Source organism: Variovorax sp. JS1663, from assembly GCF_002157355.1.
GTDB lineage: Bacteria > Pseudomonadota > Gammaproteobacteria > Burkholderiales > Burkholderiaceae_C > Variovorax.
On sequence record NZ_LYMK01000007.1, the window covers coordinates 142,117 to 162,271 of the forward strand.

A 20,155-nucleotide genomic window follows, 5' to 3' on the forward strand; every position below is an offset into this window, starting at 1 on the left:
TTTCCGTTACCGGCCCCGAGGCCAGAACTCAAGGCCCGCGGTCGCCATGCCCGTCAGCAATTCGCGCAGCGTGTCTGGCGACATTTGTGCTTTGGCCTGAACTTCGGGCGCACTCAGTGCAATCAGGTCACCGATGGTTCGGATGGAGGCGGCCTCGAGGGACTTGAGGGTTGAGACCGGCACAACTCCTTCGAGCTCTCTCACGGAGTAAGGGATTGCCGGTGCGGGGCGCAGCGGCAGCTTTTTTGCACGGCAAACTCGACCTTGCGAGATAACGAGCGCTGTTTCGTACTCGTAGATGGGGTCAATGTCGCTTCGGTGCAGAAGTCTGCCGCTCTGGAGCATCAACTCACCGCTGAACCACTCCGCAAGAACGGGCGCCTCTGCTGTCGGATAGACGGAGCGGATGCCGGGCTCAGCCGCCCCCTTAGCATGCCCATCGAGCGAGACGAGGAACAGCTTGTCGGCAACCACTGCCCAAACGGCGGTATAGCCCCTGTGGTTGTTTGTTCCGATGCCCATGAACGTGGGCATTGCGGCATAGGTTCCCAAAGGCTCGGCTGACAGCACGTGTTCTGAGCCATTGAAGAAGATGATGTCGCGGGATTGATAGGTCATAGGAGTCTGTTTGGCCGAGAGGGCATCAGCATACGCGGGAGCTCGGCCTCCTATGATGGCCGCAACCTGCAAGACCCTGCAGGTTGAGCATTGCACCCGCAGACGATATACGACGCGTTGCGGCCATGAGCGGAACTTCGTTGTCGGGCCACTTCTAAGCAGACTTTGACGCCTGCAGGCTAACTGCTTGCTGGGCCAAAATCGGCCCCCGTTCACTGGATATGCACTTGAAGTCGCTCATCACGGGCATCGAAGTCATCCCGACCAGTCCTCGCATGAAGAAGAACAGGGACATGCGCTTCCCACAGTAGTCGTGGCGCCCTGGAGGGCTTTGTCACGCCATCTGGACAGTTCCAAAAAAAATGGCTTGACGGTAGTAGATAAAACTGCCAAGTTGCGCTCTTCAAGCATCTATCGGAAGGAGACGGAGCATGACTAAGTTTGCAGGAACAATAACCGCATCTCCTTATTCGCACAGCATTTTAAGCTTTGTTATTCCTGATGGTTGCAAAGATGTGCGGCTAAACGCGCTGTTATACGCGGAGCCTGAAAACACAATGTGCAATGCTCAGCTGCACTTGTACATGTCGCTAGAAACTCCAACCACCATAAATTCTCCTTATGAGTATATTTCCGCGCGTGAAGACAGCGACTTTACTGCAACAAACGTACAAATTAACGAGGTCTTCCACAATTTTCGGCCAGGGCAAACTGTCTACTTTCGGGCCGACTTTCAAGGTCAGTATATAAGGAACACTAAATATATACTTGAGGCTGAGCCTTTCTAAGGAGAGAACTGATGCCTACATCTCTTCAAGGCACTATCCTTTCCTATTACAAGGACCACACAACCAAGGGGGTCCTTGTATATCAAATTCTCGAAGGTCAGACTACCGTCAAAATTTATGCTGCTCTTTACACCGAAGCTGACAACGAAGGTTGCGGTGCTGAATTGCGGATAATGAAGTCAATCAACTCACCAATACCAATCAACGGTCCGACATCCCATACCGTCATTTTCAAGTCGGATAGCAAATTCAAGACTACGAATCTTGACGCCGAAGTTTCCTTCGATGGACTTGCATCCGGGCAAGTTCTCTATATAAGCGTGGACTACATGACAAATATGTGTAGAAACAGCAGGCTCACGTTGAACGGAGAAGCAACATAGCTGTCCACAAACTAGGCTGCAATGCGGACCTCGGCTAAGCCCATGACCTCCGCGAACGGCGACATGGGAGCAAAGCGGCTGTGGACTATGAACGTCTGCTTTACCAAGGTCGCTACTTCCGCAACGGGCCCAAGGCGGAGGGTGACTTCTCTCCGAAGCTGCCGTTCAATTTCGCAACGTCAGGCCCGCGCGTGGCCCGGCCGAACCGGGACCATCCCCACCCTACGTAAGTGTTGCTCAAGCATTCCAATATATATCAGCTACGGTTTATGGACTCAGGCGTGACAGTCGTGCCATCGCAGTCGTCAAATCGTTCCAGAAGTTTCTCCAATCGCGCCACCAACTCGGCGCGCTGGAGCGAGTCAGGCGGCGTGCATTTGGCTAGGCGCTGCAAGATTGCGAACAGCATGTTGGCCTGTTCGAGAATCGCTACGTTCAGCGAGTACTGTGACATATGCTTTGTGGCTTTAGCCCTCGACTCAAAGCTAGTCGGTCTTCAGGGTGCCTTTGGCACTACGTTCCGTCAGGACCATGCGTATGAGGGGCAGGTGACCGTGATGTAAGCCTGTGCCGGTCGCGCACAGAACGACGCATCCTGCAGCATCCAATCTAGAACCACGTAGGGAGCTTCCACTGCGAGGGTCATCAAGCACGAGAATGCGCTCTCCTCGGTACGCCAAGCCGAGCCATGACTCGATGGCTTGCAGACGGTTTCCCCCAGTGTCCGCATCGGCACGCCAGTTTGGATGGAGTGATGCGTCCACGTTCCTGAGACCTGTAGCTTGGAGCAGGTCGGCAACCCGGCCACGGTCAAGCCGCTTCAGCCAACTGGACGTCAGAATGACGAGAGGTCGATGCTCTACAAGAACATCCAATAGGGCCGCGACAGCGGGCGGATGCCAAAGTCGCTCGTAGAGGTCCGCCGGTGGATTCGACGACGTGACTTCCCGCGCCCCGTACGGCCCTAGGCACAACACATCGTCGAAGTCCAGGAAGAGAAGTGGTCGACCATCCCGGTGCGGCCCTTCGAACAACGGAACGAGATGCTTCTTCACTGCGATTGACCCAGCGCTTGGTCTATGCGGTTGACCAGCCATTCGATTTCCAGCGGTGTGAAGCCCTCGTTCTTCCTGGCGACTCCCGACCGGATATGCGACAAGACTGCCTCCTGCGTGAAGCCCGGCTCGGCCAGCTTGCGGTTCGCGTATGAGACGAGGAGAGGCAGATAGTCCGAGCACACCTTGAAGCGGTGAGCCAGCTCTTCGTCCGTCAGGCCCACCACAAATCGGCCGTCAATCTTCCTCGCCAAGTACTTCTGCTGAGCACCTGGCACCCCGCCTGGGAATGGGTCGCGTGGAAAGTCGTCCGGAACTGTTGTCATCGGTTCTTCTGTTCCTTCGGCGGAGAGCTTGCGCGCCGCGACGCACGTTCATCCTCAAGCTTGCGAATGTGCTCCCGCATGGCCTGCGCGCTCTGAAGCAGCCTTGCGACGGCAGACCAGTACTCACGCCCTATGTCGCCGTCCTCGAGGCTCCATCCGTGAATTTGGCGCAGGGCCATTGAGAGGTCGACTGGCGGCTCATCCAGAAGCCAAAGAAAGGGTTCAGCTTTGGCGCGCATCAGCTTTTTCTCCGTGACTTGCCGGTCGCAGGAGGAGGGGGCAAGGCACCACCTTGCTTCGGCGGCTCGCCGCGGACTACCCGCTCGAGAGCTGACCGCTCGACGACAAGGTCGTCCACTCTCCAAGGCGCTGACCAGTTGCTGGTTTCGATGGAACCATCCGCGACACCCAACACCAGGCGAAGTGCTGCGCGAGCGTCGGCGCCGACTTGCAGCACGCCGGCCGCACTGAATGTCGGCAGCTCCCTTTCCGACTCATTCGATGCCGTGGCTCGCAATGAGTCGAGAAACTGGATGACGGATTCCATCGCAGCGCTGAGTGGCGCACTGCTTGGATAGTCCCAAAGTGCCAGGCGACCTTCCTTGCCCAGGAGCGACGTAAGACCATCGACGCCGAGCAGCTCGTCCAGCCACTTCGCTGGCACGAGCTGGCTCAAGAACTTCTTGCAGTCCATGATTTCGTAGAAGGCGTAGCCTCTATTGCTGGCAGGAACGCGCAACAGCCTAAGGCGTACCAGGCCGGCCACACACTCAGGCTCGACACCAAGAAGCGCCGCGACGTCCTCGGCTGTCTTGTACTGCACTTGTCGGCCCTCGAGGAGAGCTGCGGGCGGCTCTTCCTCAAATGTTCCGCGGACGATGAAGTGCCGGAGCCGAACGTCGAGCCTCGCTGCTCGAAGAAAGCTTTCAACGCGCTCAGGCCGCACATGCCAGCGGTCCAATGCCACCAGATGCTCGAAGCCGTCCTCCAGCATCGCCCGAATGGCCAGGGCGTCATACGAGGCTTGCGTTCGAAAGTGCGCAAGCATCTCGTGTGCACGCGCTCGAACTACGAGTCGCTCTCGACTGAAGGGAGGCCTTCGCGCGGTGTTGGTCCACATTGCTCTTGCGTCGTGACTCAGCACCCGCATGAGGTCGAAGAAGCTTGCTGCCCGGGCGCGGTGCTCGTTGTCGCCAGCTGTGAAGCGGATATCTCCCAGTCCAGCGGCATCCTCGTTCACCGCGACCAGGCCATCGGACACCTTTTCCGTTCTCTCTCGCGCCCACTCCGAGCCGCATGCAGGGCAGTAGCCGGTGAACGGCTCATTCGGCGAAATGTCGGCCTGACAGGTGGGGCATCGCTCCAGCAAAAAGCATTGATGACGAGCGCAGGCAACCACATGTGCCAGGTCCCAATCGGCGCGCAGATGGTTCGCTTCGCCCAGGCAGGATGGACAGACCTGCAGGCGGTCGAGCATCAACGCCTCTCTCGGCATCAGGACGCCCTCGATGCGGAAGAACGATTCCTCGGGGCTCGCGTGTTCCGTCCACGCCCGGCCTTGAAGCTGAGTGCTCCCTACACCGGCCCAGTCGCACAACATCCGCAGCGCGTCCGGGGAACCGGCTATTTCTGCGGCTGTCGCTAGCTGGGGACCGCCTTGGCTGACCAACAGGTCGGTGAGCGAGCGCAGCGTCACGAAGCCATTGAGCACCGCGTAGCGCAGGACGAAGCCTCTCACAGACTCCCAGGAGCGAGCTGCCGGCCAGGTCAGCTTGGTATTCATGCTTGCCCCCTCCGGCGAGCCTGTCTAGGGCGCAGGGCCTTCAGTCGCTGGGCCTGGTCGGTGATGGCCTTGACGACCTTATCGTCCGACGCATCCATGTCGAATGGATTGAACTGCGCGGCTCGCTCTGGAAACTCCGAATCGAAGGCATCCGCCAGGTCCTCTTGGTGAATGACAGCGACACCTTTCGCCTGCGCACGCTGAACTGCGCGCTCCGTCAGGTCCATCAGGTCGCCAATGAGGCCATTGCACGCGCAGAAGCACCGCAGCATCATCCGCGGTTCCTGCAGGCTGGGAACGACTGTCACCGGGAGCTTGTCCTCCAGGTCGGCCAGCAGACGCACAAAGGCGTGCTCTTCGGCATCGTTGTCCAAGGTATAGCGGCCCAGTTCGGCCGTCGCCCTGAACCGGTTGGCCAGCTCCGAACTCAACCGGATGTAGTCGTGAAGCACCTCCGTTCCAAGGAAGATGATGGGCTTCTTCATCTCGTTCATCCTCAGTCGGAAAAAGGCGGCGGATTGCATGCGGAAGTGCTTGGTCTTCTCCAAAAAGAACTGATGTGCTTCTTCCCAGACGAAGCCAGTGCAACTGACCCAGATATGGTCTGACTGGGCCTTGAGAACAGGGCCCTTGGGGTGCAGCGGGGCGTTCTTATGTCGTGCGCCCTCAAGTTCGCGCTGGCGAATGGCGCCTTCGATATCCCGGGACTCCAATGGCGGCTGACTCACGTAGAGTCCGCTGGCGAGCTCGGGGTGCTCCTTGTGCAACCTGGTTGTTGCATTGGCGAGGAAGCTGGACTTGCCAGCCCTCGACTCACCGACAATGCGCAAACCACGTGGGTTGCCATCCCGGTCGCGCATGGTCAGGCACTCCAGCAATAAGGTGTAGGCCTGCTCGGCACCCGCGTGCCAGTGATAGAAATGCCACGAGGGAGTAGGGGACGAACCCAACGCCTCGCTACCACCTGTCAATTCAAGAGGCGGCGCCATCATCAGGACTCCCCCTGCAGCTTGCGGCGCAAGCGCTCCATGAGCGGGTCAACGGCTGCTGGCGGCGCGGGCGGCGGCGCGGCGGCCTCACGGGCAATGTCCTGGAAGCTCGGCGCACGGCCAAAGGTTTCTTTGACATCCGAGGCCGTCAGTTCGTCGGAGACCTTTCGCAACTTGGCGGAGGTAATGATGTCTTGCTTGCGCTTTTGCGCCTGCTCGATGACGGCCAGGTCCTCCTCAGTCTGCACGCCTTCCAGCTCTTCATCCTCCAGAGGAAGCAGGCTTGCATAGGGAAGGGGGGAGGCGACACGGCCGTCGACAGCGTCGACCTTGATGGGATTGCCGTTCAGCGGGTTGACCACATAGAGGAGGTTCGGGTCCGAGGGTTTGAGCAGCTTGACCTTCTGCTCACGCCCCATCCGGCCATAGAGTTCGGCTAGGTCGTCGGACTGGAACCGCATGTCGCGGATGTGGATTCCGGTCTGGCGCAACGTTCGACTGTCGGGTCGGCAGAACGTGAGGTCGAACTCCTTCTCGTCGACCGGCAACTCGATGTCGTGGATTTGCAGCCCGGACAGCCACTTTCGGTTGTGCGTCATATGGCCGCGGCCCATCGTCATGTGCATGTACTCGTCGATGATGGTGACGTGCAACAACTCAGCAAGCTCCACCAAAGTTAGCTTCGCGTCGCGCTGCGGGTCCAGTTCCCGCTTGGGCAGCTTCTTGCCGAGCGTGGTGCCCGGAAGTTTGTGTGCCAGCAGCTGATTGAGCGTCCTGAAGAACCGCTCGACGCCCGGCTTGTAGCGAGGCACATAGGGTGGCAAGTACGCGATGCCCAGCCGCATCGCGGCCAACGCCGCCTGCGTATGAATGGACCAGTTCTCGTTGCCGTTGTCCGCGAAGACCTCGACGGGGAAGCCGCACAACATCCAGTCGGTCTGCACCTGCGGGAAGCACTGCCTGACATAGTTCTTGGGAAGGATGGCATTGCGCAGAGCAGCCAAGAATCCGTTGGTGCATGGCGGATGGATATCTAGATGGAGGCCAATGGGCGCATCGCAGAACCGCTCGAACACGATGTACAAGGTCGGGCGCGCCCGGATGAGCTTGCGCGTGATTGGGTCCAGGACATACAGGTCGATGCGGGTGCTGTCGATTTCCCACCGGAAGTTCGGCATGGGCGAACGTCTCGCCGGCATGCGTTTGCCCCACTGACTGTCTGCAGCAAGGGACCCATGCAGGAGGTGGACAAGACCGTATCGGTCGAGTTCGTTGCGTCTTCGTCGGACGGATTCGACGGATATTGCATCGGTTGTGACACGAGCAGGCATTCAAGAAATACAGGAGTGGGAAAGACGAGCCGAGGCCTTTCGGCGCAATGTGCGTGCGCAGCGGCTGGGCGGAGAAGTCCAGCAGGCGTGAGTTAGTCATGCTTGGGGCGTTTGGCGCTGACATCGGGCTTGTTTCTGGAAACGACGCGGGCCTCTGACTTCTGCAGCTGTGCGTACCGCTTGTTGACGAGTTTTTGGATTTCTGCATTTGTTGGTGGTGTCTTGCTCTGCTGGTACAGCTCAAGGACGACGGCGTCGATGAGGTCCTGCAGTACCTGGTTTCGTGTTCCACGGGGTCGCTTCAGTCCGAGCTGGCGCGCGAACACCTTGGGGTCGCATCCGCATGCGCGGAAGTCGCGAAGGAGGTCATAGGCAGTTGTCGCTGCCGGAGGGTTCGGGTCGCCCAGCGCAACCGCGGTGGCGTCGATGACCTTCTGGAAGATGCCGTTCGACCGCCGAAACGAGACATTGCCCAGCCGATGAAGCGCCATGACGTAGCGGGTCTTGCGCTGGATGCGTTCGCGCTGCTCTTCGTCCAACTCGTCATAGTCAAAGAAGGGGAGTCGCTTACGCGCGAAGTACGGCCGACCCCAAGGACGAATCTCGCCCTTGTGCATCCCCTCAAAGAGTTGGGACGGCCAAAGGTGCAAGGTGTGCCCTGCGACCGCCGAACTGAGTGAGATGCGTCCCTCCTTGTCCACGTCCGTAACGACGAAGGGGAGGTTGCCGACTTCGAATCGCACACCGGCGCCAATGGTGGATTGAGTCCGAACCGGAAGGTTGGCGCTCTCTTCATCCTGCGGCGCCTCAGGCGACTGAAATCTCGGTCGTTTTGGAAAGGACCTTTTGACCATCGAAAGCAATCCGGCGGTAGAACATTTCGCGATAAACGGCACCTGCGGGGAGGCTGTGCGCGCGTACGTGTGCGATGGCATCAAGCAGTGACCACTCGGGCCGCTCGGACAGGATGGCCAGTACACGCTCTTGGTGGCGTCCATCAATGTGGCGCTTGACGTAGCCGTAGAGCATGAGGAGGTTTTCCCAGAAGGGCTCCGGCCAATCTTCAGGAGAAAAGACGTCGTGGCGATAACCTTGCGCGAGCAGCTGTGGACCAACGATGTCAAGCCACGCTTGAAAATCTTTCGACTGAACCTTTTCCCTGGGTTTGGCTTGAATAAGGAATATCTCCCCGGAGGCATCCGTCACCGCGGCGTCGGGCGTGTACTCGGTACGTCGGCCCTCGACTTCGAGCTGGAACTTCCGCGGCTGCTCCTTGTAGCCGACTATTCGCAACCACTCGAGCCAAAGGAAAAGCCGCCTCTCTACGAGGCTTTCGAAGACGACCATCCGGCGCATCAGCACGCTCCAGAAGAGGCCCACCACATTGAGCGAGCCAGCCGTATTCCGGATGACCCGAGTATCTGTCTTGAGTCGCGCCATATTTCTCAGCCTGCCAGCTGGTCCTTTCACATGAGAATTTCACCTGGGTGAAAGGCTACAGAAGTTTCAAGGCGGAGCTATTCTGAATATCTATCTTAATTGTTCGCTTGAAATAGGAAATTGATGCGATTTAGATTCCGACCAATTAAGGTACTTTCTCATTAATTCACGGGAAAGCGAAACCATTAAAGGTACTTATTTCCTAGGCTAGGGAAATTAACCTAAATTGATGACCTAGCGCGCGAGAAAGTCACGCGCAGCAGCGTAGCGAAATCTGCAGATGTCACGCAGAGCGGCAGCGCGTTCGCAGTCGCCAGCACGCCGGGTGCGCATGCGTGGCAGCAATCGAACGGCTGGCCAACTTGGACTGGTGGATTGAACGTCGGCACGGGCTCGCGCACAGGGCACGGCGGCGCCTATGCGGCCTGGAGCCTCAGCGGGTTCGAGCACCGGGGCGACCGACCAGAGGAATTCGCGCAAGCGGTCTAGCAAGCGGCCCGGCCGGGTGTACCAGTTCGCCGCAGGTCAAGCTGTGAGCCCGCCTGCGCATGGCTCGCGGCCGAACAGCTAAATCGCTGAGAGCGGACATCTAAAACGCTTCTAGGCGCGCTCCGAAGAGCATGGGCCGACGCCAATCAGTCCGTCAGGTGCTTCGTCAGTATGGCTAGCGGAGGGCGTCAGTGGGGCCGGGTGGTTCTTACACCTCCAAGGCCTGCCTTGCGAGCTTCCATCATTGATTTAACATAATGCACATTGTGTTCTTCAAAGAGGATCCGGCTGCCACCCGAGGATCCCCATCGGCTCACCACTTGCCGTCGCTGGGTTTCGTGGCCTTGGCCGCGCCGGCGCTGCTCAGCAGCCGTACGGCATCCGGCCGATTCGCGCGCTGCGCAAAGTCCAGCGCCGTCATTCCCAACTGGTTCTTCATGGCGGTGTCGGCGCCTTCGTCCAGCAGCAGTTGCACCGCCTCGGTCGAGCCATACATCGCGGCCATCATCAGCGGCGTCGTGCCGTTGGGCGACTGCGCATCGATGAAGGCGTAGTTGTCCAGCAGCTGCTTCATGATCGCCACGTGGCCTCCGGTGGCCGCGTAATGCAGCGGCGCCCAGCCCGGCTTGTTGACGTCGGCGTCCCGGGCGATGAGGCGCGTCACCAGGTCCTGCTGGCCTTTGAGCGCGGCGAGCATCAGCGGGCTTTCATCCTTGGCGTTGCGCACCTCCACATTGGTCTTGGGCGAATCCAGGAGCACCTGGATCACGCGTGGGGACGGCTCGCGCATGGCAATCAACAGGCCTGCCTGACCCTGCTCGTCGACGGTGTTGGGGTCGAAGCCACGGTTCAGCAGCGCCTGGATGCCACCGGCGTTGTCGCTGCGCACAGCCCGGAAGAAATCCTCGTAGGAGCCGGCATGAACGGAAAAAGATCCTGTAAAAACAGCAAGATACAAAAGCTTTTTAAAGTAATTTTTCACGTCTTCACACCCTTGAAAAGGGCTTCGAAGTTCCGGCTGGTGGCTTCGCCGATGGTCTCGATCGGCAGTGCCCTGAGCTCGGCGATCTGTTGTGCCACGAAGGGCACATAGGACGGATTGTTGGTCTTTCCGCGGTAAGGCACGGGTGCGAGATACGGGCTGTCGGTCTCGATCAGCATGCGATCCAGCGGCACGAAGGCGGCCACTTCGCGCAGCTCGGCGGCCTTCTTGAAGGTCAGGATGCCGGAGAACGAGATGTAGAAACCCAGGTCCAGCGCGGCGCGGGCGACTTCGGCCGTCTCGGTGAAGCAGTGGAACACGCCACCCGCCGCCCTCACCCCGCCGTCTTCACCCTCCTCCTTCAGGATGGCCAAGGTGTCGGCCGAGGCTTCGCGGGTGTGGATGATCAGCGGCTTGCCCACCTGCTGCGCCGCCCGGATGTGCGTGCGGAAGCGGTTGCGCTGCCATTCAAGGTCGCCAATGCTGCGTCCGCCCTTGCGTTCTTCCATCTGGTAGTAGTCCAGCCCGGTCTCGCCGATGGCGATGACCTTCGGCAGCGCGGAACGGGACACCAGGTCGTCCACGGAGGGCTCAGTCACGCCCTCGTTGTCCGGATGGACGCCTACGCTGGCCCAGAAGTTGTCAAAATCGGACGCCAGGGCCTGTACTTCGGAAAATTCCTCCAACGTGGTGCAGATGCAGAGCGCCCGATCCACCTGCGCGGCGGCCATGGCCTGGCGGATTTCAGGCATTCGGCCGGCGAATTCGGGAAAAGTCAGATGGCAGTGGGAGTCGGTGAACATCGCGGCAATGGAAGAAAAGGCGCTGCAGCCGCAGCGCCCGCGGTCCGCGCCACGGGGGCGGGAACGCTCAGATGGTCTGGGTCGGGCGGTCGGAGGCCATGGTGCCTCCGAGCGCCTCTTCGATGCGCGCCTTGAGCTGGCGCGACTTCTCATCGGAGGGAAAGCGGATGCCGACGCCGGGCGCCCGGTTGCCGGCGGCACGGGCCGGCGTGATCCAGGCCACCTTGCCGGCCACGGGATAGCGCTGCGGATCTTCCGGGAGCGTCAACAGCACGTACACGTCGTCGCCCAGCCGGTACTCGCGGGAGGTCGGGATGAAGATGCCGCCCTCGGCAAACAGCGGGATGTAGGCCGCGTAGAGCGCGCCTTTCTCCTTGATCGCCAGTTGGATGACGCTGGGGCGAGTCGCGGTAGCGGCAGTGGCGGGTGCGGCGGGCGTGGGGGTGACAGGTGTGTTCATGGGCGACGGCCGGCCGAGTTTAGGGTGCTTCGCGCTTCGCTCACAAGCGCCTCGAGCATCAGGCCCGCATTGAAGGGGTGTTCTGCGGTTTTTGCCGCATTCGCGAGGGATCGGGCCCAGCGCGCCAGCGCGGCACGGGGCGGCACGCCCGGGAGGTCGGCCGCCTCGAAGAAGCGCGGCGCGGCGCCGCTGTCCACGGCCATCAGGTCGTGGCACAGCTTCTGCAGCACGACGATGGCCTGGGCGGGCGCCTGGTCCGCCAGGGCGGCGACCTCGCCGCGCTGCAGGGCCTTGGGCAGCAGGCTCCAGGCCTTGGGCGACTGGCCTGCGGCGGCCAGGCGGAGCGCATCGCTGGGGCGGCCGCCGGCGGCACGCAGCAGGGCGGGCGCATCCGCGGCCGGTACGCCCTGCGCCACCAGCCAGTCGCGCGCCTCGTCCTCACCGGGCCAGGGCAAGGTGAAGCCGAGGCAGCGGCTGCGGATGGTGGGCAGCAACTGCCAGGCGGCTTCGCTGGCCAGCACGAATCGCACATCGCCGACCGGCTCTTCCAGCGTCTTCAGCAGCGCATTGGCGGTGATGGTGTTCATCCGCTCGGCCGGATAGACCATCACCACCTTGCCGCGGCCGCGCGCGCTCGTGCGCTGGGCGAAGCCGACCGCGTCTCGCATGGCCTCCACGCGGATCTCGCGGCTGGGCTTGCGCTTCTTGTCGTCGATGTCGGCCTGGCTCTTCTCGTCCAGCGGCCAGCCCAGTTCCTGCATGGCGACCTCGGGCATCAGCACGCAGAGGTCGGCATGGGTGCGCACCGCGATCGCGTGGCAGCTGGGGCAATGGCCACAAGCGCCCTGCCCTTCGGCCGGTTGCTCGCACAGCCAGGCTGCTGCGAGTGCCAAGCCCAGTTCGTACTGGCCCAGGCCGGAGGGGCCGTGCAACAGCCAGGCATGGCCACGCTGGCGCAGGAGCTCGGCCAGCGGTTGGCGCAGCCAGGGCAGCAGAGGTGCGGCATCGCTCATCGCACATCGCTCCCGGGCAGGCCACGCTCTGCCAACGCCGCTTCGATCTGTGCCCAGACCTGCCCGCGCGAGCGGTTTGCGTCGATGCGCGCGAAACGCGGCGCCGCAGCCGCGCGCGCCGCATAGCCGGCGGCAACGCGTCGGAAGAATTCGACCGGCTGCGACTCGAACTTGTCGGGCAAGCGCGCGCCGGCCAGGCGCTCGGCGGCGATCCCGGGCGGCAGGTCGAACCACAGCGTGAGCGCCGGCTGCAGCAGCGGCGCGTCTTCGCGGGCCTGCACCCATCGCTCCAGCGAGGACAGCACGGTCTCGTCGAAGCCTCGCCCTGCCCCCTGGTACGCAAAGGTGGCATCGGTGAAGCGATCGCACAGCACCACCTCGCCCCGCGCGAGCGCGGGCTCGATCACCCGCACGATATGGTCGCGCCGCGCCGCGAACACCAGCAGCGATTCGGTCAGCGGGTCCATGGCCTCGTTGAGGACCAGGGTGCGAAGCGCCTCCGCCAGCAGCGTGCCGCCCGGCTCGCGCGTGCGCGTGACCTGCCGGCCCGCGGCCTTGAACAGCGCTTCCAGCGCGTCGATGTGGCTGGACTTGCCGGCACCGTCGATGCCTTCCAGTGTGAGAAACAATCCTGTGCTCATCGTTGCTCGCCCTTGGCCGGCGTGTCGATGCCGCGCTGGTAGCGGTTGACCGCGCGGTTGTGCTCGTCGAGCGAACTGCTGAATTGGCTGGAGCCGTCGCCCCGCGACACGAAGTACAGCGACTTGCTCTGGGCCGGCTGCACCGCGGCCAGCAACGCCGCCTTGCCGGGCATCGAGATCGGCGTGGGCGGCAGGCCGGGGCGCAGGTAGGTGTTCCAGGGCGTGTCGGCCTGCAGGTCCTTCTTGCGCAGGTTGCCGTCGAAGCGGGCGCCCATGCCGTAGATCACGGTCGGGTCGGTCTGCAGCGGCATGCCGACGCGCAGCCGGTTGACGAACACCGCCGAGATCTCGGCGCGATCCTTGGCGACCCCGGTCTCCTTCTCGACAATGCTGGCGAGGATCAGCGCCTCGTTGGCCGACTTCAGCGGCAGGTCGGAGGCCCGCGCGGCCCAGGCTGCGTCCAGCTTCTTGTCCATGGCGCGCATCGCGCGCTGCAGCAGCGCGACGTCACTCGACCCTTTGGAATAGGTGTAGGTGTCGGGGAAGAACCGGCCTTCGGGATGCACGCCGGGCTTGCCCAGATTGTTCATCAGCTCGTCGTCGCTCAGGCCCAAGCTGTCCGGCTTCAACTGCTCGGCCTTGGCCAGGGCCGCACGCACCTGGCGGAAGTTCCAGCCCTCCACCAGCACGATGCTGCGGGTGGCCTCTTCGCCGCGCACCAGCATGTTGAGCAGCATCCGCGGCGTGACGCCGCGCTCGAGTTCGTAGCTGCCGGCGCGGATCTGCCGGTCCTGGCCCGAGAAGCGGAACCAGCCGTAGAGCAGTTGCCAGGGGACGGCCACGCCTGCGGCCTCCACTGCCTGCGCGACGCCTTTCGGCGTCGTGCCGGGCTCGACCGACAGGTCTACGGAGGGCGCAGGCAGTTTGAGCGGCTGCTGCACCCACCACAGTCCGGCCGCGCCGGCGCCGAGCACGACGAAGGCGGCGAGCAGAAAAAGCGTGAGGAGGAAGCGGCGCACGGATCCGGTGGGACGAGGAAGAAAACGCGGTAGCCCTGCGGGCCGAACGGAACGGACCGGCCCATGATAATTCAGCGATGACCCCTGTCGTTCTGAACGGCGTAACAGCCCTTTCCCACCTCGGCGTGATCCGTGCCGAGGGCCCCGAAGCTGCCAATTTCCTCAATGGCCAACTGACCCAGGATTTCGCCCTTCTGGGGCCCGCAGAGGCACGCCTGGCCGCGCTGTGCACGGCCAAGGGCCGCGTGATCGCGAGCTTCATCGGCATCAAGCCGCAGCCCGATCGGGTGCTGCTGGTGCTCGGCCGCGACATCCTGCCCGCCACGCTCAAGCGGCTGTCGATGTACGTGCTGCGCGCCAAGCTCAAGCTCAGCGATGCCAGCGAAGACTTCGCGCTGCACGGCCTGGCCGGCACGGCGCTGCCCGCCAATGGCGTCGATGCCGGCGCGACGCCGGGCCGCTGCACCGCCATCGGCGAGGCCCACGTGGTGTCGCTCAATCCCTCCGACGGCATTCCGCGCGCGCTGCGCATCGCGCCCGCCGGCAGCCCGCCGCCCGAGGGCCCGGCGCTCGATGCGGCGCTCTGGTCCTGGAGCGAGGTGCGAAGCGGCATCGTGACCGTCAGCACGCCCATCGTCGAGGCCTTCGTGCCGCAGATGCTCAACTACGAATCGGTGGGCGGCGTGAACTTCAAGAAGGGCTGCTATCCGGGCCAGGAGGTGGTGGCGCGCAGCCAGTTCCGCGGCACGCTCAAGCGACGGACTTACCTGGTGCAGTCGCCGGCGCCGGTGGAGGCAGGCCAGGAGGTCTTTGCCGCAGGCGATGCGCAGCAGCCCGTCGGCCTGGTCGCGCAGGCCGCGCCCGCGCCGGGCGGCGGCTGGGCCGCGCTGGTGTCGATCCAGATCGCGGCGCTCGAATCGGGAGGGCTGCGCGCCGGCAGCGCGGACGGCACAGCCCTCACGGTCGAGCCCCTCCCCTACCCCCTGCTTGAAGACATCTGAGCCCGGCTCAGCAGCAGCGGCCCTTGCCGCTGCCGTAGCGGGCCTCCAGGCGCTCGCGGAAGAAGGCCTCGTAGCTCATCGGCGCCTGCTCCGGATGCGTGCGCGCCATGTGGCTGAGGTACGCGTCGTAGTCCGGCAGCCCGACCATCAACCGCAGCGATTGCGCCAGCGATCGGGTCAGGTAGCGCCCGGCCTCGGGCAAGGCGGCCAGCGAACGCATCAGGCCGCCTGGGTGGGCATCGCCTCGAACGGCGTCTCGTGCGCCGTCGGCTTGTTCGATGCACGGGCCGCCAGCACGCTCTTCACGCTGTAGAACAGCACGCTCAGCACCACGAAGATGAAGAGCCCGCAGAGCGCGGCATCGAGCCGGTCGTTGAAGACGATGCGCGACATCGCCTCGGGCGTCTTGGCCGGCGCGAGCAGCACGCCCTTCTCGAGCGCCTCGGCGTACTTCGACGCGTGCGAGAGGAAGCCGACCTTCGGATCGGCCGAGAAGATCTTCTGCCAGCCTGCCGTCAGCGTGCACACCAGCAGCCAGGCGGCCGGCGCGATCGCGACCCAGGCATAGCGCTCGCGCTTCATGCGGTAGAGCACCACCACGCCCAGCATCAGCGCCACCGCGGCCAGCATCTGGTTGGAGATGCCGAACAGCGGCCACAGCGTGTTGATACCGCCCAGCGGATCGACCACGCCCTGGTAGAGGAAGTAGCCCCAGGCCGCGACGCAAAGGAAGGTGGCGAGCATGTTGGCCGCGAAGGAGTCGGTGCGCTTGAGCGCCGGCATGAAACTGCCCAGCAGGTCCTGCAGCATGAAGCGCCCGGCACGGGTGCCGGCGTCCACCGCGGTCAGGATGAACAGCGCCTCGAACAGGATCGCGAAGTGGTACCAGAAGGCCATCATGGCCTGGCCGCCGATGGCCTGGTGCAGGATGTGCGCCATGCCGACGGCCAGCGTGGGCGCGCCGCCGGCGCGACCGAGGATGGTGCTTTCGCCAACGTCCTTGGCGGTCTGCACCAGCATCTCGGGCGTGACCACGAAGCCCCAGCTCGAGATGGTCTGCGCCACGGTGGCAGGCGTGTTGCCCACCAGCGCGGCCGGGCTGTTCATCGCGAAGTACACGCCCGGCTCGATGCAGGCGGCCGCCACCAGCGCCATCACGGCGACGAAGGACTCGGCCAGCATGCCGCCGTAGCCGATGAAGCGCGCATGGCGCTCGTTCTCCAGCATCTTGGGCGTGGTGCCGGACGAGATCAGCGCATGGAAGCCCGAGACCGCGCCGCAGGCGATGGTGATGAAGAGGAAGGGGAACAGACTGCCCGACCACACCGGCCCGTTGCCCTGCGCGAACTGCGTGACAGCCGGCATCTGCAGCGTCGGCGCGACGAAGACGATGCCGATCGCCAGCGCGATGATGGTGCCGATCTTCAGGAAGGTCGAGAGGTAGTCGCGCGGCGCCAGCAGCAGCCACACCGGCAGGCTGGCGGCGATGAAGCCGTAGCCGATCAGCATCCAGGTCAGCGCCTTGCCGTCGAAGGTGAAGAGCGGTGCCCAGTCCGGATTGTTCGCCACTGCCTGGCCGCCGAAGATCGCCAGCATCAGCAGCACGAAGCCGATCACCGAGATCTCGCCGATGCGCCCGGGGCGGATGTAGCGCAGGTACACGCCCATGAAGACCGCCACCGGGATGGTCGCGGCCACCGTGAAGGTGCCCCAGGGCGATTCGGCCAGCGCCTTCACCACGATCAGCGCCAGCACCGCCAGGATGATGATCATGATCATGAAGGTGCCGAAGAGCGCGATCAGCCCCGGCACCGTGCCCATCTCCTGCTTGATGAGGTCGCCCAGCGAGCGGCCGTCGCGCCGCGTGGAGATGAAGAGCACGATGAAGTCCTGCACAGCCCCTGCGAACACCACGCCGGCCAGGATCCACAGCAGCCCGGGCAGGTAGCCCATCTGCGCCGCCAGCACCGGCCCGACCAGCGGCCCCGCGCCCGCGATGGCCGCGAAGTGGTGGCCGAAGAGCACGTTCTTGTCGGTCGGCACGTAGTCCAGCCCGTCGTTGTGGCGGTACGCGGGCGTCATGCGCTTGCCGTCGAGGCCCAGCACGCGCTCGGCGATGAAGAGGCTGTAGTAGCGGTAGGCGATGAGGTAGGTGCAGATGGCGGCGGCCACCACCCAGAGGGCGCTGATGGCCTCGCCACGCGCCAGGGCGACGGTGCCGAGCGCGAACGCGCCGACGATCGCCACGACGAGCCACACCAGGTGGCGGCGGATGCTTTGCATGCGGATGTCTCCTTGTGTATCGGACCCCAAGGAGTGTCGCGAGGCGGGTCGGCGCAGGCATCCGTCACACCGCGCAGCCGGGTTGCGTGGTGTTGCCTAAGGGAAAACCCTTGATTTTGCGATGTCAGAGAGGCATCAGCTTCAAGTCCGCCACCCTCTCGACCAGCCAGAGCGATGCCAGCACCAGGGCGACGGCAGAGCCACCGCGCAGCACGACGGCGACATAACGTTGCCAACCCCTGAGGGCCAGCAGGACGGCCAGTGCAATGACCACGACGACAAGCTGCCCGGCTTCGACGCCGAGGTTGAATGCCAGCAGTGCCTTCACGAGCCCGCCGGTCGGCAGGCCGAGTTCGGAGAGCACGGCCGCAAACCCGAAGCCATGGATCAGACCGAACAGGAAGGCGAACTGCTTGTGACGGCCGCGCAGGATGGGGTGGATGTTGTCGAACGCCGCGATCGCGATGGTCAGGGCGATGCCGGGCTCGACGATGCGCGGCGAAAGGACCACGAGCTGCAGGCCCGCGGCCGCCAGCGTGATCGAGTGCGCCATCGTGAACATGGTGACGATGCCGAGCATTCGCCACAGCGCCTCGCCCGGCCGGTCGATGGCCTGCCATCCCTGCGGCGTCCGCCGCAGTACCGAGGGCAACAGGAGGCACACCAGGAACAGCAGGTGGTCATGGCCGACCAGGATGTGGTGCACGCCGTTGCGGAAGAAGCTTGCGATCGACGAGGCGTCTTCGGCACCGGCCGCTTCATCCGGGCGCCATGCGATCCTCACGATGCCCTCGGCAGGATCGAGCGCGCGCGTGACCGGCACATCGCCCGGTTCGCCGTCGATGCGCAGGAGGCCGCGATGGGTGGGGTCGACGTCGGCCAGCAGCCGGTACTCGACAAGCAGCGGCGATGCAGCGGTGCAGGCCGCAGCCATCCGAAGGACCAGGTAGGCGCCGTCGATGCGGCGCTCGATGGCGGGCGCCTGGGCCTGCGCGAGGCTGCACTCGCCTCGCTGCAGGCGCAGCCCGGCCGCCGCGTAGGCCTCGATCTCGGTCAGCCGCGACCTCACTTCGCCCCACTGCAGCCGGCGGTCGCCGTCGGCATCGAGATCCAGCGCCGCCTCGAGATCGCGCAGCGCGATGTCCCAGCGCAGGCGCCAGCCGTCCGGCTCGGGCGAAAGGAAGAGGTAGGCATCGCTCGCCTTGTGCGCCGAAGCGGCGCCGGCCGCCGCGAGCCCGAGCAGCAGCAGCGCAAGCAGTGCGCGCAGCCACCGGCCTGCCCGGCTACGGCAGGCGATCGACGCGCGCATCGCGCACTCCCAGGGTCTGCATGAGGACGGCGAGCTCGCGCCTCGCATCGTCGTCGCGCGCCGCGGCAGCCGCACGCGCATACAGCAGCAGGTCGACGGGCTCGCGCTGCCGCGCCGCGTTGTCTCGCGCGAGCCGCAACGCCCGCCGCGCATCGCCCAGCACGTCCAGCGCGAACATCGCCTCCTCGCGCGCGTGGGCGCCCGAGCCTCCCGGGCGCTCGGCGGAAGCGTCGAAGCGAGCCCGAAGCTCATCGGCCGCCGGGTTCGGTGCCGGGGCGGCCTGAAGGGCCACGGCGAGCCGCAGCAGGACGGCGTCGCTGCGGGGCTGGTCCGCCAGCAGTGCCGGCACTTCGCGATGCCGGGACTGCGAAAGCAGCAGGTCGGCATAGGCGATCAGGGCGTAGCCGTCGCGCCTTTCCGCGATGGCGCGACGGTAGGCACGCTCCGCCTGCGCAGGACGGCCGGCGAGTTCCTCGACTTCGGCCATGGTGGTCCAGAGCCACAGGCGCGTTCCAGCCTGCGCGGGCGATCGCAGCGCGGGCCGGCCGAGCAGCTCGTCGAGCGCGCGTCGCGCGCCATCCGTGTCTCCGCGCAGCGCCGCGTTCTCGGCCAGGCAGGCGATTGCATGGACGTCCTGCCCGGCCCGTGACACGCCGCGGCAGGAGGCATCGGCCTCGCCCAGTTTCCCGCGCACGCGCTGCACGGTGGCGAGCATGAGCCACCCCTGCGCATCCCGGGGCGCCTGCGCGAGCGCGAGCCGCAGGGAGGCCTCGGCGCCGGCGAAGTCATGCAGGAACTGGGAGATGTCGGCATGCATGACCAGCACCGGTGCCGGGGTCCGGCCCGACACCGGCTCCCACGGGCGCAGCGCGCCGAGCGCCTGTCCCGCGTACCGCGCATCGCCCTGCTCGCGCGCCTTGGCGAGCAGCTCGCGCGCGGCGCGCAGGGCCAGGTCCTGGTCGCCCGGCTGCCGCGCCAGCGCCCGGCGCCAGGCACGCTCGTCGCGTGCCGACGCGGCGATGGATGGCAGTGTCTCGATCAGCTCGCTGTCGTCGACCGGCACACGAGGCGCCGCGAAGGCGCCGCCGTGGAGTGCAAGCGCGCATGCGAGGGCAAGCGCGCAGACGACGCCTGCGTGCACGGCTTCATTCCGTGGACAAGGGCTCGCGCGTCTCCGATGTCGGCGGCGGGTCGAAGGCCCCGACATCGAAGGGCTCCGCCGTGTCGAGCAACTGCGCCAACAAGCCCTTCACGTAGGCGATGAAGGCGTCGCCGTCATCGCCGGCCGGCGGCGTCGTCGCTGGCGGCGTCTGCGGGGGCGCACTGCCGACCGGCGGGATGAACACGCCGCCTCCGCCCCCTCCCCCGCCGCAGCCGGCGAGGGTGCCGGCCATCGCGCCCAGCACGGCGATGGCGATCCACTGTCTTGTCGATGGCTTCAT

General features: G+C 64.4%; 23 protein-coding genes. 3 read left to right on the forward strand and 20 right to left on the reverse strand.

The window, feature by feature from the left end; all coding sequences use genetic code 11:
* Positions 1-6: 6 nt before the first annotated feature.
* Positions 7-618, reverse strand: a complete 612-nt coding sequence (locus A8M77_RS08660; protein ID WP_086921148.1) for a hypothetical protein — start codon at positions 616-618, stop codon at positions 7-9.
* 431 nt (positions 619-1,049) lie between these two features.
* Here A8M77_RS08660 and A8M77_RS35125 point away from each other — a divergent pair, with 431 nt between their 5' ends.
* Together A8M77_RS35125 and A8M77_RS35130 are read left to right on the forward strand one after the other, a co-directional pair.
* Positions 1,050-1,406 carry a hypothetical protein gene (locus tag A8M77_RS35125; RefSeq protein ID WP_143694568.1) on the forward strand — a complete coding sequence of 119 codons (357 nt, stop codon included), beginning with the start codon at positions 1,050-1,052 and terminating at the stop codon, positions 1,404-1,406.
* 11 nt (positions 1,407-1,417) lie between these two features.
* Positions 1,418-1,789, forward strand: coding sequence for a hypothetical protein (locus A8M77_RS35130; protein WP_143694569.1), 372 nt, complete (start codon positions 1,418-1,420; stop codon positions 1,787-1,789).
* Between the two features lie 485 nt (positions 1,790-2,274).
* On the opposite strand, the gene A8M77_RS37410 is transcribed toward A8M77_RS35130, so the two are convergent.
* From A8M77_RS37410 to mltG, 14 genes are all read right to left on the reverse strand, one after another.
* Positions 2,275-2,886 carry an HAD domain-containing protein gene (locus A8M77_RS37410; RefSeq protein ID WP_443270665.1) on the reverse strand — a complete coding sequence of 204 codons (612 nt, stop codon included), beginning with the start codon at positions 2,884-2,886 and terminating at the stop codon, positions 2,275-2,277.
* Positions 2,841-3,170 (reverse strand): hypothetical protein, encoded by a 330-nt coding sequence (locus tag A8M77_RS08665; RefSeq protein ID WP_086921149.1) that lies wholly within the window; start codon positions 3,168-3,170, stop codon positions 2,841-2,843. The genes A8M77_RS37410 and A8M77_RS08665 overlap by 46 nt, the downstream gene beginning before the upstream one ends.
* The gene (locus A8M77_RS08670) at positions 3,167-3,409 is read right to left on the reverse strand and encodes a hypothetical protein (protein WP_086921150.1); all 243 of its coding nucleotides are present in this window, start codon (positions 3,407-3,409) and stop codon (positions 3,167-3,169) included. The genes A8M77_RS08665 and A8M77_RS08670 overlap by 4 nt, the downstream gene beginning before the upstream one ends.
* Positions 3,409-4,953, reverse strand: coding sequence for a TniQ family protein (locus A8M77_RS08675; RefSeq protein WP_086921151.1), 1,545 nt, complete (start codon positions 4,951-4,953; stop codon positions 3,409-3,411). The genes A8M77_RS08670 and A8M77_RS08675 overlap by 1 nt, the downstream gene beginning before the upstream one ends.
* The gene (locus A8M77_RS08680; RefSeq protein WP_086921152.1) at positions 4,950-5,945 is read right to left on the reverse strand and encodes a hypothetical protein; all 996 of its coding nucleotides are present in this window, start codon (positions 5,943-5,945) and stop codon (positions 4,950-4,952) included. The genes A8M77_RS08675 and A8M77_RS08680 overlap by 4 nt, the downstream gene beginning before the upstream one ends.
* Complete coding sequence (locus tag A8M77_RS08685) at positions 5,945-7,120, reverse strand: hypothetical protein (RefSeq protein ID WP_086921153.1); 1,176 nt, start codon at positions 7,118-7,120, stop codon at positions 5,945-5,947. The genes A8M77_RS08680 and A8M77_RS08685 overlap by 1 nt, the downstream gene beginning before the upstream one ends.
* A 245-nt stretch (positions 7,121-7,365) precedes the next feature.
* Positions 7,366-8,016, reverse strand: coding sequence for a hypothetical protein (locus A8M77_RS08690; RefSeq protein WP_086921154.1), 651 nt, complete (start codon positions 8,014-8,016; stop codon positions 7,366-7,368).
* A 64-nt stretch (positions 8,017-8,080) separates the two neighbouring features.
* Positions 8,081-8,713 carry a hypothetical protein gene (locus A8M77_RS08695; RefSeq protein ID WP_086921155.1) on the reverse strand — a complete coding sequence of 211 codons (633 nt, stop codon included), beginning with the start codon at positions 8,711-8,713 and terminating at the stop codon, positions 8,081-8,083.
* Positions 8,714-9,515: 802 nt separating this feature from the next.
* Entirely contained in the window at positions 9,516-10,184 is a 669-nt protein-coding gene (locus tag A8M77_RS08700; RefSeq protein ID WP_086921156.1) for an ankyrin repeat domain-containing protein, read from the reverse strand.
* Positions 10,181-10,987: a TatD family hydrolase gene (locus tag A8M77_RS08705; protein ID WP_086921157.1), complete on the reverse strand. Its 807-nt coding sequence runs from the start codon at positions 10,985-10,987 to the stop codon at positions 10,181-10,183. The genes A8M77_RS08700 and A8M77_RS08705 overlap by 4 nt, the downstream gene beginning before the upstream one ends.
* Before the next feature lie 67 nt (positions 10,988-11,054).
* Positions 11,055-11,447 carry a PilZ domain-containing protein gene (locus A8M77_RS08710; RefSeq protein ID WP_086921158.1) on the reverse strand — a complete coding sequence of 131 codons (393 nt, stop codon included), beginning with the start codon at positions 11,445-11,447 and terminating at the stop codon, positions 11,055-11,057.
* Positions 11,444-12,460, reverse strand: coding sequence for a DNA polymerase III subunit delta' (locus A8M77_RS08715; protein ID WP_086921159.1), 1,017 nt, complete (start codon positions 12,458-12,460; stop codon positions 11,444-11,446). The genes A8M77_RS08710 and A8M77_RS08715 overlap by 4 nt, the downstream gene beginning before the upstream one ends.
* A complete protein-coding gene (gene tmk / locus A8M77_RS08720; RefSeq protein ID WP_086921160.1) occupies positions 12,457-13,101 on the reverse strand; it encodes a dTMP kinase in 645 nt (214 codons plus the stop codon). The genes A8M77_RS08715 and tmk overlap by 4 nt, the downstream gene beginning before the upstream one ends.
* A complete protein-coding gene (mltG, locus tag A8M77_RS08725) occupies positions 13,098-14,120 on the reverse strand; it encodes an endolytic transglycosylase MltG (RefSeq protein ID WP_086921161.1) in 1,023 nt (340 codons plus the stop codon). The genes tmk and mltG overlap by 4 nt, the downstream gene beginning before the upstream one ends.
* 77 nt (positions 14,121-14,197) lie before the next feature.
* Here mltG and ygfZ point away from each other — a divergent pair, with 77 nt between their 5' ends.
* On the forward strand, positions 14,198-15,121 hold the full coding sequence (ygfZ, locus tag A8M77_RS08730; RefSeq protein ID WP_086921162.1) for a CAF17-like 4Fe-4S cluster assembly/insertion protein YgfZ: 924 nt from the start codon (positions 14,198-14,200) through the stop codon (positions 15,119-15,121).
* 7 nt (positions 15,122-15,128) lie between these two features.
* On the opposite strand, the gene A8M77_RS08735 is transcribed toward ygfZ, so the two are convergent.
* The 5 genes from A8M77_RS08735 to A8M77_RS08755 all read right to left on the reverse strand — a co-directional run bounded on the left by A8M77_RS08735 (position 15,129) and on the right by A8M77_RS08755 (position 20,155).
* On the reverse strand, positions 15,129-15,341 hold the full coding sequence (locus A8M77_RS08735; protein ID WP_086921163.1) for a YbdD/YjiX family protein: 213 nt from the start codon (positions 15,339-15,341) through the stop codon (positions 15,129-15,131).
* The gene (locus tag A8M77_RS08740; protein ID WP_086921164.1) at positions 15,341-17,404 is read right to left on the reverse strand and encodes a carbon starvation CstA family protein; all 2,064 of its coding nucleotides are present in this window, start codon (positions 17,402-17,404) and stop codon (positions 15,341-15,343) included. Before A8M77_RS08740 ends, A8M77_RS08735 begins: the two co-directional genes overlap by 1 nt.
* A 124-nt stretch (positions 17,405-17,528) precedes the next feature.
* Positions 17,529-18,794 (reverse strand): HupE/UreJ family protein, encoded by a 1,266-nt coding sequence (locus A8M77_RS08745; protein WP_238136755.1) that lies wholly within the window; start codon positions 18,792-18,794, stop codon positions 17,529-17,531.
* A complete protein-coding gene (locus A8M77_RS08750) occupies positions 18,688-19,854 on the reverse strand; it encodes a hypothetical protein (protein WP_086921166.1) in 1,167 nt (388 codons plus the stop codon). The genes A8M77_RS08745 and A8M77_RS08750 overlap by 107 nt, the downstream gene beginning before the upstream one ends.
* Before the next feature lie 4 nt (positions 19,855-19,858).
* Positions 19,859-20,155 (reverse strand): hypothetical protein, encoded by a 297-nt coding sequence (locus A8M77_RS08755; RefSeq protein ID WP_238136756.1) that lies wholly within the window; start codon positions 20,153-20,155, stop codon positions 19,859-19,861.